At 70.7% G+C, this 13,959-nt stretch carries 10 protein-coding genes and 1 pseudogene; 10 read left to right on the top strand and 1 reads right to left on the bottom strand.

Going from position 1 to position 13,959, the window contains the following annotated elements; genetic code table 11:
- Positions 1-161 precede the first annotated feature (161 nt).
- The gene (locus tag H295_RS0107140) at positions 162-2,228 is read left to right on the top strand and encodes a DUF1996 domain-containing protein (RefSeq protein WP_043217278.1); all 2,067 of its coding nucleotides are present in this window, start codon (positions 162-164) and stop codon (positions 2,226-2,228) included.
- A gap of 290 nt (positions 2,229-2,518) precedes the next feature.
- Complete coding sequence (locus H295_RS0107135; RefSeq protein ID WP_020134654.1) at positions 2,519-3,682, top strand: serine hydrolase domain-containing protein; 1,164 nt, start codon at positions 2,519-2,521, stop codon at positions 3,680-3,682.
- Positions 3,683-3,755: 73 nt separating this feature from the next.
- Here H295_RS0107135 and H295_RS0107130 read toward each other — a convergent pair whose 3' ends face one another.
- Positions 3,756-4,682 (bottom strand): GNAT family N-acetyltransferase, encoded by a 927-nt coding sequence (locus tag H295_RS0107130; protein WP_020134653.1) that lies wholly within the window; start codon positions 4,680-4,682, stop codon positions 3,756-3,758.
- Positions 4,683-4,998: 316 nt separating this feature from the next.
- Here H295_RS0107130 and H295_RS47840 point away from each other — a divergent pair.
- From H295_RS47840 to H295_RS0107090, 8 genes and pseudogenes are all read left to right on the top strand, one after another.
- Positions 4,999-5,199 (top strand): annotated as a pseudogene (locus H295_RS47840) (DUF742 domain-containing protein); the annotation flags it as partial.
- Positions 5,171-5,779 carry a GTP-binding protein gene (locus H295_RS0107120; protein ID WP_028809139.1) on the top strand — a complete coding sequence of 203 codons (609 nt, stop codon included), beginning with the start codon at positions 5,171-5,173 and terminating at the stop codon, positions 5,777-5,779. The pseudogene H295_RS47840 and the gene H295_RS0107120, both read left to right, overlap by 29 nt.
- A gap of 331 nt (positions 5,780-6,110) precedes the next feature.
- Complete coding sequence (locus H295_RS0107115; protein ID WP_028809138.1) at positions 6,111-7,769, top strand: hypothetical protein; 1,659 nt, start codon at positions 6,111-6,113, stop codon at positions 7,767-7,769.
- Positions 7,770-7,804: 35 nt separating this feature from the next.
- Positions 7,805-8,776 carry a phosphotransferase enzyme family protein gene (locus tag H295_RS0107110; RefSeq protein ID WP_020134649.1) on the top strand — a complete coding sequence of 324 codons (972 nt, stop codon included), beginning with the start codon at positions 7,805-7,807 and terminating at the stop codon, positions 8,774-8,776.
- A gap of 146 nt (positions 8,777-8,922) precedes the next feature.
- A complete protein-coding gene (locus H295_RS0107105) occupies positions 8,923-9,348 on the top strand; it encodes an OsmC family protein (protein WP_020134648.1) in 426 nt (141 codons plus the stop codon).
- Positions 9,349-9,368: 20 nt separating this feature from the next.
- Positions 9,369-10,325 (top strand): GlxA family transcriptional regulator, encoded by a 957-nt coding sequence (locus H295_RS0107100; protein ID WP_020134647.1) that lies wholly within the window; start codon positions 9,369-9,371, stop codon positions 10,323-10,325.
- A gap of 107 nt (positions 10,326-10,432) precedes the next feature.
- The gene (gene gap / locus H295_RS0107095) at positions 10,433-11,431 is read left to right on the top strand and encodes a type I glyceraldehyde-3-phosphate dehydrogenase (protein ID WP_020134646.1); all 999 of its coding nucleotides are present in this window, start codon (positions 10,433-10,435) and stop codon (positions 11,429-11,431) included.
- Positions 11,432-11,614: 183 nt separating this feature from the next.
- Positions 11,615-13,948, top strand: coding sequence for a glycosyl hydrolase family 95 catalytic domain-containing protein (locus H295_RS0107090; RefSeq protein ID WP_020134645.1), 2,334 nt, complete (start codon positions 11,615-11,617; stop codon positions 13,946-13,948).
- Positions 13,949-13,959: the final 11 nt, after the last annotated feature.

Raw genomic sequence — 13,959 nt, 5'->3', positions numbered from 1 at the left:
TGAATTTCCGATGCGGTTGAACACGAAGGGCTCGGCATCCGTATGGGGCGAGGGACTTGCATGCCCGGAGAGCCGAGACGCGCAGGAGTACATCCGTGGGACGCAGCAATCGCAGACGACCGACAGGCGCACGACGTGCGACATTCGCCGCAGTGGCCCTGATGCTCGGGGGTGGTGGGCTGGTCGCGGCGAACGTGTACGCCTCCGCCACGGAGAGCGGCACACCGCAGCAGACGTCGTGGGGAGCCGTCACCATCGACTGCCCGGACGTCGGGGACACGCTCACCAACGTGCCCGACGCCTCGCGGGCGGACGTCGACCAGGAACTCGCCCGGCTGGACCAGCAGATAGCGGAGGCCTACCAGCAACTCCAGGACCCGTCCATCCAGGACCGCGACGCCGCGCAGAGCCGGATCGTCGATCCGCTCCAGCAGAACCGCGCCGCCACGATCGAGCGCATCAGCGCCGCGTTGCAGCACTCGGGTGAACAGCCCGACGGGCTCGGCGACATGGCCGGCTGCACCCTGCGCCAGACCGAGAACCAGAACGGTGGCGGTCAGGGCGGGCAGCAGGGGGAGGGCCAGAACCAGGAGGGCCAGGGCGACGAGCAGGGCGGCGGTCAGGACCAAGGCGGCCAGGGCCAGGACGGTCAGCAGCAGGGCGACCAGCAGGGCGGTCAACAGCAGGGCAACGGCGGTCAGGCCGGCAACGGTCCCGTGGCCGCGGACTACGCCGACATCAACAGCGCACCACCCGCCGCACAGGCGCCGCCGGCTCAGGGCGACGCCTCCCGCGGCACCTTCGTCACGAGCTGCGGTGTCAACGCGAACGGCCTGTTCAACTCGGACAACGTCATCGTGGCCCCGGGTGTCTCCAACGGCGCCCACCACTTCCACGACTACATCGGCAACCAGTCGAACACCGCCTTCGCCAGCGACCAGGACCTGGCGAACGCCCAGACGAGCTGCGTGGACCAGGGTGACAAGTCCACGTACTACTGGCCGGTGATCCGGCTCCAGAACGGCACGCAGGAACAGGACGCCGCCAAGCCCGGCGGCGGCATCGAGGGCAACGCCGGCCAGATCGTCACGCCCAAGGAAGTCACGCTGACGTTCGTCGGCAACCCCCGCAGCAAGGTCACCGCCATGCCGCGGCTGCTGCGCATCATCACCGGTGACGCCAAGGCCTTCGTGAACGGCCCCGCCAACGCCAACGCGTCCTGGAGCTGCACCGGGTTCGAGGACCGGCAGCTGAAGGACAAGTACCCGCTGTGCCCGCAGGGCAGCGACGTGGTGCGCACCTTCAAGTTCCAGAGCTGCTGGGACGGCCGCAACATCGACAGCGCCAACCACCGCACCCACGTGGCCTTCGCCCAGAACGACGGCACCTGCCCGAACGGCTTCGAGGCCATTCCCCAGCTGGTCCAGCGGATCGTCTACGACGTCGACGCGCCGAGCCTGAACGACGGCGGCCGCACGACCCCGCTGTTCGCGGTCGACTCCTTCCCCGAGCAGCTGCACAAGCCCGTCACGGACCACGGCGACTTCATCAACGTCTTCGACGAGAAGCTGATGAACGAGATGGTCGGCTGCATCAACGACGGCCGCCAGTGCGGCGTGGGCACGGGGCAGGACGACCCGGGCAACGGCGGCAACGGCAACAACAACGGCGGTGACAACGGCGGGAACGGCGGCGACAACGGCGCCGGCGGTCAGAACGGCGGCGGTCAGAACGGCGGAGACACCGGCAACGGCTCCGACCCGGCCCCCGGCAACGGAAACGACGGTGGCAACGGCAACGGCAACGGCAACGGCAACGGTGCCGAGGAGAACCCCGGAAACGGCGGCGACCCCCAGCAGCAGCCCGCCCCGGCCACCGAGGCCCCGGCCGGCGACCAGACCACTGCCCCCGCCGACAACCAACCGAAGACCTACAGCTCACCCACCGCCCACAGCACGTCGGCACCCGAGACCACGAACGCCGACGACTCCGACGACGAGCAGACGACCCCACCGGACCAGTCGGCCGGGTCGAACCCGCAGGACGACACCGCGACCACCGCGCCCGCAGCCGTAGCCCAGCCCCCCGTGGCCGCGCAGCCGGCGCCGCAGGGCAACCAGGGCAGTCTCGCCGAGACCGGCACCCAGCTGTGGCCGGGCGCACTCGGCGCGATGCTGCTGATCGCCGGATTCGTCCTCCTGCGACGCACCAGCCGCCGCTCGATGTGACACGAGGGTGGGTCCCCGCCACGCGTTCCGGTGGCGGGGACCCACCCTCGTGCGATGGCACGAAAAGAACAGGCGCGGTCCTCCCGCAGGCTCCCGACGAGACGTCGGTGTACATGCAAACTAGGCTGAGGAACAGGCGACCGCTGAAGACCGCAGATTCCCGCGGGGCGAATTCACGGCACCCTCCGGTGCCCCTGTCCATGGTCCGTATGCAGCAGTACCGGAAGCACGAGAAGGCGGCTCCCGGTGACGCTTGACGGGCCATGCCGTCCCCTCCCCAGGGAGCCCCCATGTCTGCACGCCGATCCCGTCTGCGAGCGGGGTCCGTTCTCGCGGTCTGCCTCGCCGCACTGTCCCCGACGCTCGCCGGTGCCGCCACCGACCCGCCCGACCGGCGGACGCTTCAGCGCGAGCTCGACGAGTTCGTGCGGAGCCCGGGCGGCCCGCCGGGAGCCATCGCCGTCCTGCGGACCGAGAACGGCACACGTGTCGTACGCGCCGGAGTCGCCGACATCAGCACCGGCCGCGCGCCCCGGCCCGACGACCACATGCGCATCGCGAGCACGGCCAAGGCCTTCAGCGGCGCGGTGGCCCTCACCCTCGTCGACCACCGTGTCCTGCGTCTCGACGACACCCTGCACACATGGCTTCCCCAACTGCCCGACGCCTGGGGCAAGGTGACACTTCGCCAACTCCTCAACCACACCAGTGGTCTGCCCGACTACTCCCGCAGCGAGGGCTTCGTCGCCGCGCTACGGGCGGATCCGCGCCACCGGTTCGACTCCCGGCGCCTGCTCGACTACGTCGCCGACCAGCCCCTGCTCTTCACGCCGGGCAGCGAGTACCACTACTCGAACTCGGACAACATCGCCGTGGCGCTCATGGCGGAGGCGGCGACCCGGACGACGTACGAAGAACTGCTGCGCAGACTGGTCTACCGGACCCTCGGCCTGCAATCGACCAGCCTCCCGCAGGGCTACCGGATGCCGAGTCCCTATCTGCACGGCTACGACGTGGACCCGCCCGCGGCCCCGCAGGACGTCAGCGAGGTCATCGGGATGTCGGGTGTCTGGGCCTCCGGAGGGATCGTCTCCACACCGGCCGACATGACCCGCTTCATCCGCGGCTACGCGAGCGGACGGCTCTACGGCGGCAGGGTCGTCGGGCAGCAGCGGCAGTGGATCGACGGCTCCTCCGAGCCCGCCGGCCCCGGCCGCAACTCCGCGGGTCTGGCCGTCTTCCGGTACCAGACGCGGTGCGGGGTCGTCCTGGGCCACACCGGCAACACGCTGGGCTATACCCAGTTGATCGCGGCCACCCCCGACGGCCGTCGTTCCCTGACGTTCTCGGTCACGTCACAGGTCACTCAGTCCACCGACCCCGCGCGGCTGCAGAAAATGCGCGCTCTCGAGGAGAACTTCGTCTGCGCGTTGCTGCACGGCAAGGGCGCATAGCAGTCCCGTGGGAATGCACCTCACCCGGAATGCATCTCATCTCCGTGGCAATCCGCCGCACGTCGACGGGAGTTCACTGCACCACCGCTTCCCAGGTGTCGACGGCGTAATGGACGGACATTCCGTTGCGTGCGTACAACTCGGGCGCGCCGGTGGCGTTTTCGGTGTCCACGCCGAGGCCCACCGTGGCGCGCCCCCGGGCCGCGAACGCGGCGAAGGCATGGCGCAGCAGCAGCCCGCCGAGGCCTCGGCCGCGGGCCTCGCGGGTGACGGCGAGAGTACGGATCCAGCCCATGGCCTCACGGTCGTCGCGGGCGATCAGGAAGCCGACGTCCCCGAGGTCCTCGGTGGAGACCAGCCACACCAGGGACCAGTCGATGCGGTCGGCGTGGATGTCGTGCAGCCACTGTTCGTACGAGCGAGGGTGGAAGTCGAAGTGCTCGGCGAAGCCGACCTGGTGGAGGGCGTGGACCCGCTGCCGGTCCGCCTCGTCGGCACACGGCCGCACCCGCACGCCGGCCGGCGGCTCGGGCGGCAGGTCCGCGTCGGCCCGCAGCGCCCGCTCCAGGACGTGGTACCGCCGTACGGCCTTCCAGCCCCGCTGCCGTATCAGTGCGAGGTCGGTCGTGGGCGCCGAGTTGAGATGCAGATGGATCACGGCCCGCGAGGCACCGTTGGCCCGCGCCTTCTCCAGCGCCCTGGTCTCCAGCGCCTCCAGGAGCAGCTCGCCGGCCTTCTGGTGGTCGGGCAGGACGTAGTGGTCGGCGTCGATGCGCTCGCCCTTGGAGTCGTCCCACACCAGGGCGTACGCCACCAGCCGTGAGCCGTCGAAGGCCAGCCAGGAGTCGTGGTCGAGGTCGATCTCGGGGTTCCCGAGGTCACCCTCCACCGTGGGCAGGTCGGTCTCGGGCCGCCCGATCTCGATGCGGTCGATCTCGTTCAGCAGCTCGGTGACGGCCGGAGCGTCGGTGAGCGCGGCAGCGCGCAGGAGATAGGACATGGGCCCAAGAGTCCGGACCGGCGCCCGCCGCCGCAAACGAGTTTTGCCGCGGGGCCTCCGGAAGCGCGTCAAGTGTGACGCCTGCTACCCCTGTTGAAACTGAGGCTGACTGGTAAGATCATCGCACTTTTCAGTGGGCTGATGACGCGTCATACGCGCGGTGTGCGCTCAGTCTCCCGACGCGAGGCGACTTGAAAAGAGTCTCATGACGTCATTGTTCGAAGATCCACTCCTGTGGATCCCGCTCGCGGCACACCGCGGACCTGGACGAAGGGGCGAGGACGCTCCGGTGACCAGCGACTTCGCCCGCTCCTTCCTCATGGCGGGCGGCTGCCTGTCGGTCGCCGAGGTCGCCGGGCACCTGGGACTGCCCGACGGCGTGGGCCGACCGCCGCTGACCGGCTTACCCGAGCAGGGGCACCCCCTGTGCCGCGCTGTACCGGCCCCCGCCCAGCACGTCCCCCGAGCGATACGCGAGAAGGTTCTGCATGGACTCGAAACCCTCACCGTCGGCTGACTCCGGGACGAACGGCTCCATCTACGTGTCCGCCGACGTGACCACCGCTGCGAAGATCCTGGTGGTCGGGCATTTCGCCGTGGGCAAGACGACCTTCATCGGGTCCCTTTCGGAGATCACTCCGCTGCGCACCGAGGAGAAGATGACCCAGGCGTCCCTGCACATCGACGACCTGCGCGGGGCCCCGGACAAAGCGACCACCACCGTGGCGCTGGACTTCGGCCGGCTGACCCTGAGCGACGAGCTGGTGCTGTACCTGTTCGGCACCCCCGGACAGCAGCGCTTCATCGAGCTGTGGGAGGAGATGGCCCGTGGGGCGCTCGGTGCCCTGCTCCTGGTCGACCCCTCGCGCCTTGAGGAGACGTTCCCGGTCATCGACCTGATCGACGAGTACGGCCTCGAGTACGCGGTCGCCGTCAACACCTTCTCGCAGACCGGCCACTTCGAGGAGGAGGAGATCCGCGAGGCTCTCGACCTCCTCCCGGACACCCCCGTCACCTACTGCGACGCCCGCGACCAGCGCTCCTCCGCCCGGGCCCTGATCGCCCTCGTACGCCATCTGCTCGACCGCGCCGCCTGAACGACCGCCCCCGGATCACACCGTCCGGACCGCCCACACGGACACGGACGCTCACCTGCCGGTCGCTGCGGGTGCGGCCGGATGCCCCGTGTACGACGCCTCCCTCGCCGCCGACCCGCACGCTCTTCGCGCGTGACGGCCGGCCGAGAGGAGGTACTTCAGCAGTTTCCTCGGGACCGTCTGCTTGTGACGGCTCGGCCCGCGCCGCCCCGCCCCCGCACCTGCGTTCCTTCGGGGGACAGATCCGCTCCCACGGGCCCGAAAGCCCCTTCCTCGGGCAGAATCGACTCCCGTACGGCCCGGGCAGCGGTGCGAGGAGCGGCAGATGGCGATGGAGTACTACGACCTCGGCTCCCACGGCCGACCCGTCACCACCGAGTCCGCCGAGGCCCAACTCTGGTTCGACCGGGGCCTGGTGTGGACGTACGCCTTCCATCACGAGGAGGCCGTGGCCTGCTTCGAGAAGGCGGCCGCCGCCAATCCGGACTGCGCCATGGCCCACTGGGGCATCGCCTACGCGCTGGGCCCGAACTACAACAAACCCTGGGAGTTCTTCGACGACCGCGACCTGGCCCGGACCGTCGAACGCACCCACCTGGCCGTCGAACGGGCGCACGGGAAGGCGGCCGTCCGGGCCACCCCGGTGGAGCGGGCCCTGATCGACGCCCTGCGCGCCCGCTACCCGCAGGCCCGGCCCGCCGAGGACTGCGCGGTGTGGAACCCGCCGTACGCCGACGCCATGCGCGCCGTCCACGAACTCGCCCCGGACGACGCGGACGTGGCCGCCCTGTACGCGGACGCGCTGATGAACCTCACCCCCTGGCAGCTGTGGGACCTGCGCACCGGCGAACCGGCCCTCGGCGCGCGCACCCGCGAGGCCCGGGCCGTTCTGGAGCGGGCGCTCGCGAGCGCCACGGGACGTGACCACCCCGGCGTCCTGCACCTGTACGTCCACCTGATGGAGATGTCGCCCACGCCCGAACTGGCGCTGACCGCGGCGGACCGGCTGCGCGGCCTGGTGCCCGACGCGGGACACCTCCTGCACATGCCCTCCCACCTGGAGGTGCTCTGCGGCGACTACCGGCGGGTGGTGTCCGACAACAGCGCGGCGATCGCCGCCGACGAGAAGGTGCGGGCCCGGTCGGGCGCCCTGAACTTCTACACGCTCTACCGCTCGCACAACTACCACTTCAAGATCTACGGCGCGATGTTCCTCGGGCAGTCACAGGTGGCCCTGGAGACGGCCGTGCAGCTGGAGGCCTCGATCCCGGAGGAACTGCTGCGGGTCGAGAGCCCGCCGATGGCGGACTGGCTGGAGGGCTTCCTCGCGATGCGCGTCCATGTCCTGGTCCGCTTCGGCCGCTGGACCGACATCCTGGACCTGCCGCTGCCCGCCGACCTGCGGCTGTACTGCGTGACCACGGCGATGCTCCACTACGCCCGCGGAGTCGCCCTGTCCGCCCTCGGCCGCGTCACCGAGGCGGAGGCCGAACGGACCCTCTTCCGGGCGGCGGTCGCCCGGGTTCCCGGGACCCGGATGCTCTTCAACAACACCTGCGCCGACATCCTGGCCATTGCCTCGGCCATGCTGGACGGCGAACTCGCCTACCGCAAGGGCGAGTTCGACACCGCCTTCGCGGCCCTCGCCCGGTCGGTCGACCTGGACGACAACCTCCCCTACGACGAACCCTGGGGCTGGATGCAGCCCACCCGCCACGCCTACGGCGCCCTCCTGCTGGAACAGGGCCGGACGGCCGAGGCGGAAGCCGTCTACCGCGCCGACCTCGGCCTCGACGACACCCTCCCGCGCCCACTCCAACACCCGGGCAACGTCTGGGCGTTGCACGGCCTCCACGAGTGCCTGGTCCGCACCGGAAAGGACGCGGAGGCGCAGATCATCGCCCACCAGCTACGCACCGCCACCGCCCTCACCGACGTCCCCGTCGAGGCGTCCTGCTACTGCCGGACGCAAAAGGACTGCTGCGGCTAGGCTCCTCCAACAGGGCTGCCGAAGCGGGGAGTTGTATGCGGGACACCGGTGCGTACATCGCGGACACCTATGCGCTCGGCGCGGGCCCCTGGACGATGACGCCCGTGGCCCGCGGCGCCCTCGGCCAGATCTGGAAGCTGTCCGGAAACGGCACTGCCTGGGCGGTGAAGGAGCTGCTCTTCGGGGAGGGCGAGCCGGACGTCCGTGCCGAGGCCGCCCTGCTCGGTGCGGCCGAACCGCTGGGCATCTCCGCGCCACGCCTCATGCCGGACCGCACCGGCGCCCTTGCCCTACGGCTGCCCGAAGGCTCCTGGGTGAAGCTGTACGACTGGGTCGACGGCTCCGAGGCCGACCCGTCGGACCCGGAGATCCTGAACTGGTGCGGGCGTACGCTCGCGCTCCTGCACCAGGCGGGCGAGGGCACGGACGAGGCACCGAACGACTGGTACGAGGGGTCTCCCGGAGAATCCGACTGGGCCGAGCTGCTGGACAGGGTCGACCGCGCGGGCCTGCCCTGGACCCGGGAGCTGGAGCGGTTCATCGCCACGACAGCGGTGGAACTGGGACAGTACGTGTCGCCGTCGGTCCCCGGCGACGTGGTGCTCTCCCATCTGGACCTGCGTCCCCAGAACGTCCTGGTCGGGACCGGCGGACCGGTCCTGCTCGACTGGGACAACGCCGGGCCCGTCTCGGCGGAGCGTGAAGTGGCCCGGGCGCTGTACGTGTGGTCCGGCGGCAGCGACTTCGAGGCCGAGGCCGCCCGGCGGCTGGTGCGCGCTTACCGGGATGCCGGGGGCCGTGCGGTGGTGAAGGGCGTGGAGGCCTTCTCCATGCTGTTCGCGACGGACCTCAACTACGTCCACGTACAGGCCGCGTGCGCGGTCGATCCGACGGTGACCGCCGAACAGCGCGACTTCGGTGGCCGGGAGGCGGTGGCCAAGCTGCGGAGCGTGCCCGATCCGGGAGCCACCGCCAGGCTGGTGGAGGCCGTGGCCGCCGAGTGGTGACCGATCCCGGTCCGACGAGCCACCCGCCCCTGCGGCCCCGTGAGGCACCCGCCCCCTCCAGGCCCGTGAGGCACCCCGCACCTCCGGACCCGTGAGGCACCCCGCACCTCCGAGACCGCGGAGCACTGGGCGCTAATGTCCTCGGTATGAGCGAAAACTCCCAGCGGTCCGTCACCGTCGAGCGCGCCGGTGCCGGGCAGTACGTCGCCACCAACGTCCGCGGTGGCACGATCACCTTCGGCACCGGCTCCGACGAGTTCACTCCCGTCGAACTGCTGCTCGCCGCGCTCGGCGGATGCACGGCCGTGGACGTCGACCTCGCCACCAGCCGGCACGCCGAACCCGCCACCTTCACCGTTGAGGTGACGGGCAACAAGGTCGACGACGAGCTAGGCAACCGGATGACCGACCTCGCGGTCACCTTCACCGTCGCCTTCCCGGACGGCGAGGGCGCCGAGCGGGCCCGCACGATCCTGCCCCGCGCCGTGAAGACCTCCCACGACCGGCTCTGCACGGTCAGCCGCACGGTCGAGATCGGCACGCCCGTCACCGCCACGGTCCAGGACGCCTGACCGCTGCGTACCCTGTCCCCGTGCCCGCCTCCCGCCTCCGTCGTGTCGCCGTGCTCGTCCTCGAAGGCGCGAAGCCCCTGGACGTCGGGATTCCCGCACAGGTGTTCACCACGCGGGCGAGCATGCCGTACGAGGTACGGCTGTGCGGTGCGGCCCCCGGCCTGGTGAGCGGCGGGGACGGGCTGTCGTACCACGTCGCCCACGGGCTGGACACACTCGGCTGGGCGGACATCGTGTTCATCCCCGGCTACCGGTTCCCGGACCGCGAGGACCCGCCGCCGGCCGTCGTCGAAGCCCTGGTCGCCGCCCACGGCCGGGGCGCCCGGCTGGCCGCGATCTCCACGGGCGCCTTCGCACTGGCCGCGACCGGTCTCCTCGACGGCAGGCGGGCCACCACCCACTGGCACTACACGAGAGCGCTCGCCGCGAAACACCCCCACGTGCGGGTCGACGAGAACGTCCTCTTCGTCGACGAGGGCAGTGTCCTGACCTCGGCCGGCGCCGCCTCCGGCATCGACCTGTGCCTGCACATCCTGCGCGGCGACCTCGGCGTGGCCGCCTCCAACCACGCGGCCCGGCGGCTGGTCGCGGCCCCCTACCGCAGCGGTGGCCAGGCCCAGTACGTGCCGCGCAGCGTGCCCGAGCCGCTCGGCGAGCGCTTCGCCGCCACCCGGGAATGGGCCCTGCACCGGCTCGACGAACCCCTCACCCTCGACCTCCTGGCCCGGCAGGCCGCCGTATCGCCGCGCACCTTCTCCCGTCGCTTCGTCGAGGAGACCGGATACACGCCGATGCAGTGGGTCATGCGGGCCCGTATCGACCGGGCCCGTGAGCTGCTGGAGCGTTCGGAGCGCGGGGTCGAGCAGATCGCGACCGACGTCGGACTCGGGACCGGCGCGAACCTGAGGGCGCACTTCCAGCGGATCCTCGGCACCACGCCGAGCGAGTACCGGCGCACCTTCACCCGGGGCGAATAGCTCCCCGCGCGGGCATGGCGCGATCCTTTTGAACCATGGCGATCGCGCCACTGTCAGCTGCGCCCGCCGCGCGCGAGCCTGGTGGTCATAGGGAAGGGACACCATTCATGACTCGCATCGCCATCAACGGATTCGGCCGCATCGGGCGCAATGTGCTGCGCGCGCTCCTCGAACGCGACACGGCGTTGGAGATCGTCGCCGTCAACGACCTCACCGAGCCCGCCACCCTGGCGAGGCTGCTGGCCTTCGACAGCACGGCCGGCCGGCTCGGCCGTCCGGTCACCGTCGACGGGAACACCCTGGTCGTCGACGGCCGCCGGATCACCGTCCTCGCCGAGCGTGAGCCGGCGCAGCTGCCGTGGGCCGAGCTCGGCGTCGACATCGTGCTGGAGGCCACCGGGCGCTTCACCTCGGCCAAGGCCGCCCGCGCCCACCTCGACGCGGGCGCGCGGAAGGTCCTCGTCAGCGCGCCTTCGGACGGCGCCGACGTCACCCTCGCCTACGGCGTCAACACCGACGCCTACGACCCGGACCTGCACACGATCGTCTCCAACGCCTCCTGCACGACCAATGCGCTCGCCCCGCTGGCCTCGGTGCTCGACGAACTGGCCGGCATCGAGCACGGCTTCATGACGACGGTGCACGCCTACACCCAGGAGCAGAACCTCCAGGACGGCCCGCACCGCGACGCCCGCCGTGCCCGTGCGGCCGGCGTCAACATCGTGCCGACCACCACGGGTGCCGCCAAGGCGATCGGCCTGGTGCTGCCCAACCTGGACGGCAAGCTGTCCGGCGACTCGATCCGGGTCCCGGTGCCGGTCGGCTCGATCGTCGAGCTGAACACGACCGTCGCCCGCGACGTGACCCGTGAGGACGTGCTCGCGGCCTACCGAGCCGCCGCCGAGGGGCCCCTCGCGGGCGTCCTCGAGTACTCGGAGGACCCGCTGGTGTCCTCCGACATCACGGGCAACCCCGCCTCGTCGATCTTCGACTCGGCGCTCACCCGCGTCGACGGCCGCCATGTGAAGGTGGTCGCCTGGTACGACAACGAGTGGGGCTTCTCGAACCGAGTGATCGACACACTCCAGCTGCTCGCGCAGGGCTGAGCCGCAGGCGGACCGCGGGCCATGTGAACGTCACCGTTCTCGCCGTCGTCGAGATACATCGGAGGAGTCTGAGGGATTGGTCTGGTCCTGCTGATGTCCTAGTCATTGACAGGTGCACAGGTGCCTCCTAGGTTCCTCGATACACCCGATGTATCGACGATCCGTCAGGTATGGAGGACGACGATGACCTCACCCTCGGAGAGACACCCGCACCCGGCCCGCAGGGCCGTGCTCGGCACCGCGCTGGGCGGAGCGGCGGCGACCGCGTTACCCGGCACGTCGGCCGCCGCTTCACCCGACACGGCCCACGCCGGAGATCCGGCGTCCGCCAAGTCAGGCGCCGGACGCCCCTGGAAACTCCGCGACACCATGAGCACCGACGACGCGTGGGCCCGCTTCCTGCGCGACCAGGACCTGTTGTGGAGACGGCTGCCCACCCTCTGGTACGAGGGCCCCTTCCTCGGCGACGGTCAACTGGGCAGCATGGTCTACCAGGAACCCGGTGCCAACCGGATCCGCTTCACCGTCCAGCACGGCCGGGTCCAGGACCACCGCCCCGAGTTCGGCAGCGGCTGGGGCACCTGCCGACTCCCCGTCGGCCGTCTCACCCTCGAACCGGCCGGCACCATCACCGCCGTCGACTGGCGCCTCAGCCTCTGGAACGCCGAACTCACCGGCACCGTCACCACCACCGCCGGCACCCTCACCCTCGCCGCCCTCGTCCATGACGAGGTCCTCGCCGTCCGTGTCACGGCCCGCGGCGACGAACGGGTCACCTGGACCTTCCACCCCGAGGAGGCCGTCAGCCCCCGGAAGATCAGCGAGGCCCCGCCCACCGACTACACCGCCAACCCGCCGTGGACCACCCGCACCGCCCCCGACGGCACCGAGCAGGTCCTCCAGCCCCTCACCGGCGGCGGGCAGACCGCCACCGCCCACCGCCGCACCGGCAACGACCTGCTGCTCAGTGTCGGCCACAGCCACCCCTCCGACACGGCCGCCGAGGCCGACTCCCTGCGCAACCTCCGCCGCGCGAAGTCGTACAGCGCGCTCCGGCAGCGGCACACCAGCTGGTGGCACGCCTTCTACCGCAAGAGCTTCGTGTCGTTCCCCGACCAGCGCCTCCAGAGCTTCCACTGGATCCAGCTGTACAAGGTCGCCTCCGCCAGCCGCGCCGGCGGACCCGTCATGGCGACCTCAGGGCCCTGGCTGGAGCCCACGCCCTGGCCCGCGGTCTGGTGGAACCTCAACGTCCAGCTGGAGTACTGGCTCATCCACGGCTCCAACCACCCGGAGCTGGACTCCCTCGCCACCACACTGCGCCAGAGTCAGGAACAGCTGACCGCCAACGTGCCCGCCGCCTACCGGGCCGACAGCTCGGGCGTGGGCCGCAGCTCCGACATGTTCGCCAACCGCAGCGTGGGCCGGCCCGGCACCGGCGCCGAAGTCGGCGACCTCACCTGGGCGTTGCACAACGTGTGGCTGTCCTACCGCCACTCCATGGACACCGCCCTGCTGCGCGACACGATCTACCCGGTGCTGCGCCGGGCGATCAACTACTACCTGCACTTCCTCACCCCGGGCAGCGACGGCAAATTGCACCTGCCCAGCACCCTGTCGCCCGAATACCCGGTCGTACCGCCCCAGGACACCAACTACGACCTCGCCCTGATCCGCTGGGGCTGCCGGACCCTCCTCGATTCCGCCGAACTGCTCGGCATCGAGGACGAGTTGGCTCCGCGATGGCAGGAGGTCCTCGCCAGGCTCACGCCCTACCCGGTCGACGACAGCGGCTTCATGATCGGTGCGGAGACCCCGTACGCACAGTCCCACCGGCACTACTCACACCTGCTGATGGTCTACCCGCTGTACCTCGTCAACTGGGACCAGCCCGAAAGCCGCGACCTCATCACCACATCGATCGTCCACTGGCACGCGCTCACCGGCGCGCACCGCGGCTACAGCTACACCGGCGCCGCCTCCATGTACGCCATGACCGGCGACGGCGACACCGCCATCACCTATCTGCGGAAGTTCTTCGACCCCACGACCCGCTTCCCCTGCCGCCCCAACACCCACTACACCGAAGCCGGTCCGGTCATCGAGACCCCGCTGTCGGCCTCGCAGTCCCTGCACGACATGTTCTGCCAGAGCTGGGGCGGGGTGATCCGGGTCTTCCCCGCGGTCCCGACCGCCTGGGCGGACCTCACCCTGCACAACTTCCGCACCGAGGGCGCCTTCCTGGTCAGTGCCGTCCGCAAGGCGGGAACCACCCGCTTCATCCGCGTCCGCAGCCTGGCCGGCGAGCCCCTCGAACTCAAGCACGGCCTCACCGGACGTCTCACCGCCGTCCTCGACGACGGCACCCCGGCCCGCACCCACGACCTCGGCGGCGGCATCCTCGCCATCGACCTTCCCCGCGGCCGCGAGGTGCTCGTGCACACCGGTACCCGCCCCGACCTCACCCTCGCGCCCGTCGCCGTCAGCGAGCCCGGACCGGCCTGGGGACTGCCGTAGAGGCCACACGA

The sequence above is a fragment of the Streptomyces sp. 351MFTsu5.1 genome (assembly GCF_000383655.1).
GTDB classification, from domain to species: Bacteria; Actinomycetota; Actinomycetes; order Streptomycetales; family Streptomycetaceae; genus Streptomyces; species Streptomyces griseorubiginosus.
Note: the sequence above shows the minus strand (reverse complement) of the source record. Positions and strands in the feature narration are given on the sequence as shown.

Excerpts from the sequence above, each read along its gene's own strand:
- H295_RS0107140 (WP_043217278.1), top strand. The coding sequence starts at position 162 with ATGCTCGGGGGTGGTGGGCTGGTCGCGGCGAACGTGTACGCCTCCGCC.
- H295_RS0107135 (WP_020134654.1), top strand. The coding sequence starts at position 2,519 with ATGTCTGCACGCCGATCCCGTCTGCGAGCGGGGTCCGTTCTCGCGGTC.
- H295_RS0107130 (WP_020134653.1), bottom strand. The coding sequence starts at position 4,682 with ATGTCCTATCTCCTGCGCGCTGCCGCGCTCACCGACGCTCCGGCCGTC.
- H295_RS0107120 (WP_028809139.1), top strand. The coding sequence starts at position 5,171 with ATGGACTCGAAACCCTCACCGTCGGCTGACTCCGGGACGAACGGCTCC.
- H295_RS0107115 (WP_028809138.1), top strand. The coding sequence starts at position 6,111 with ATGGAGTACTACGACCTCGGCTCCCACGGCCGACCCGTCACCACCGAG.
- H295_RS0107110 (WP_020134649.1), top strand. The coding sequence starts at position 7,805 with ATGCGGGACACCGGTGCGTACATCGCGGACACCTATGCGCTCGGCGCG.
- H295_RS0107105 (WP_020134648.1), top strand. The coding sequence starts at position 8,923 with ATGAGCGAAAACTCCCAGCGGTCCGTCACCGTCGAGCGCGCCGGTGCC.
- gap (WP_020134646.1), top strand. The coding sequence starts at position 10,433 with ATGACTCGCATCGCCATCAACGGATTCGGCCGCATCGGGCGCAATGTG.
- H295_RS0107090 (WP_020134645.1), top strand. The coding sequence starts at position 11,615 with ATGACCTCACCCTCGGAGAGACACCCGCACCCGGCCCGCAGGGCCGTG.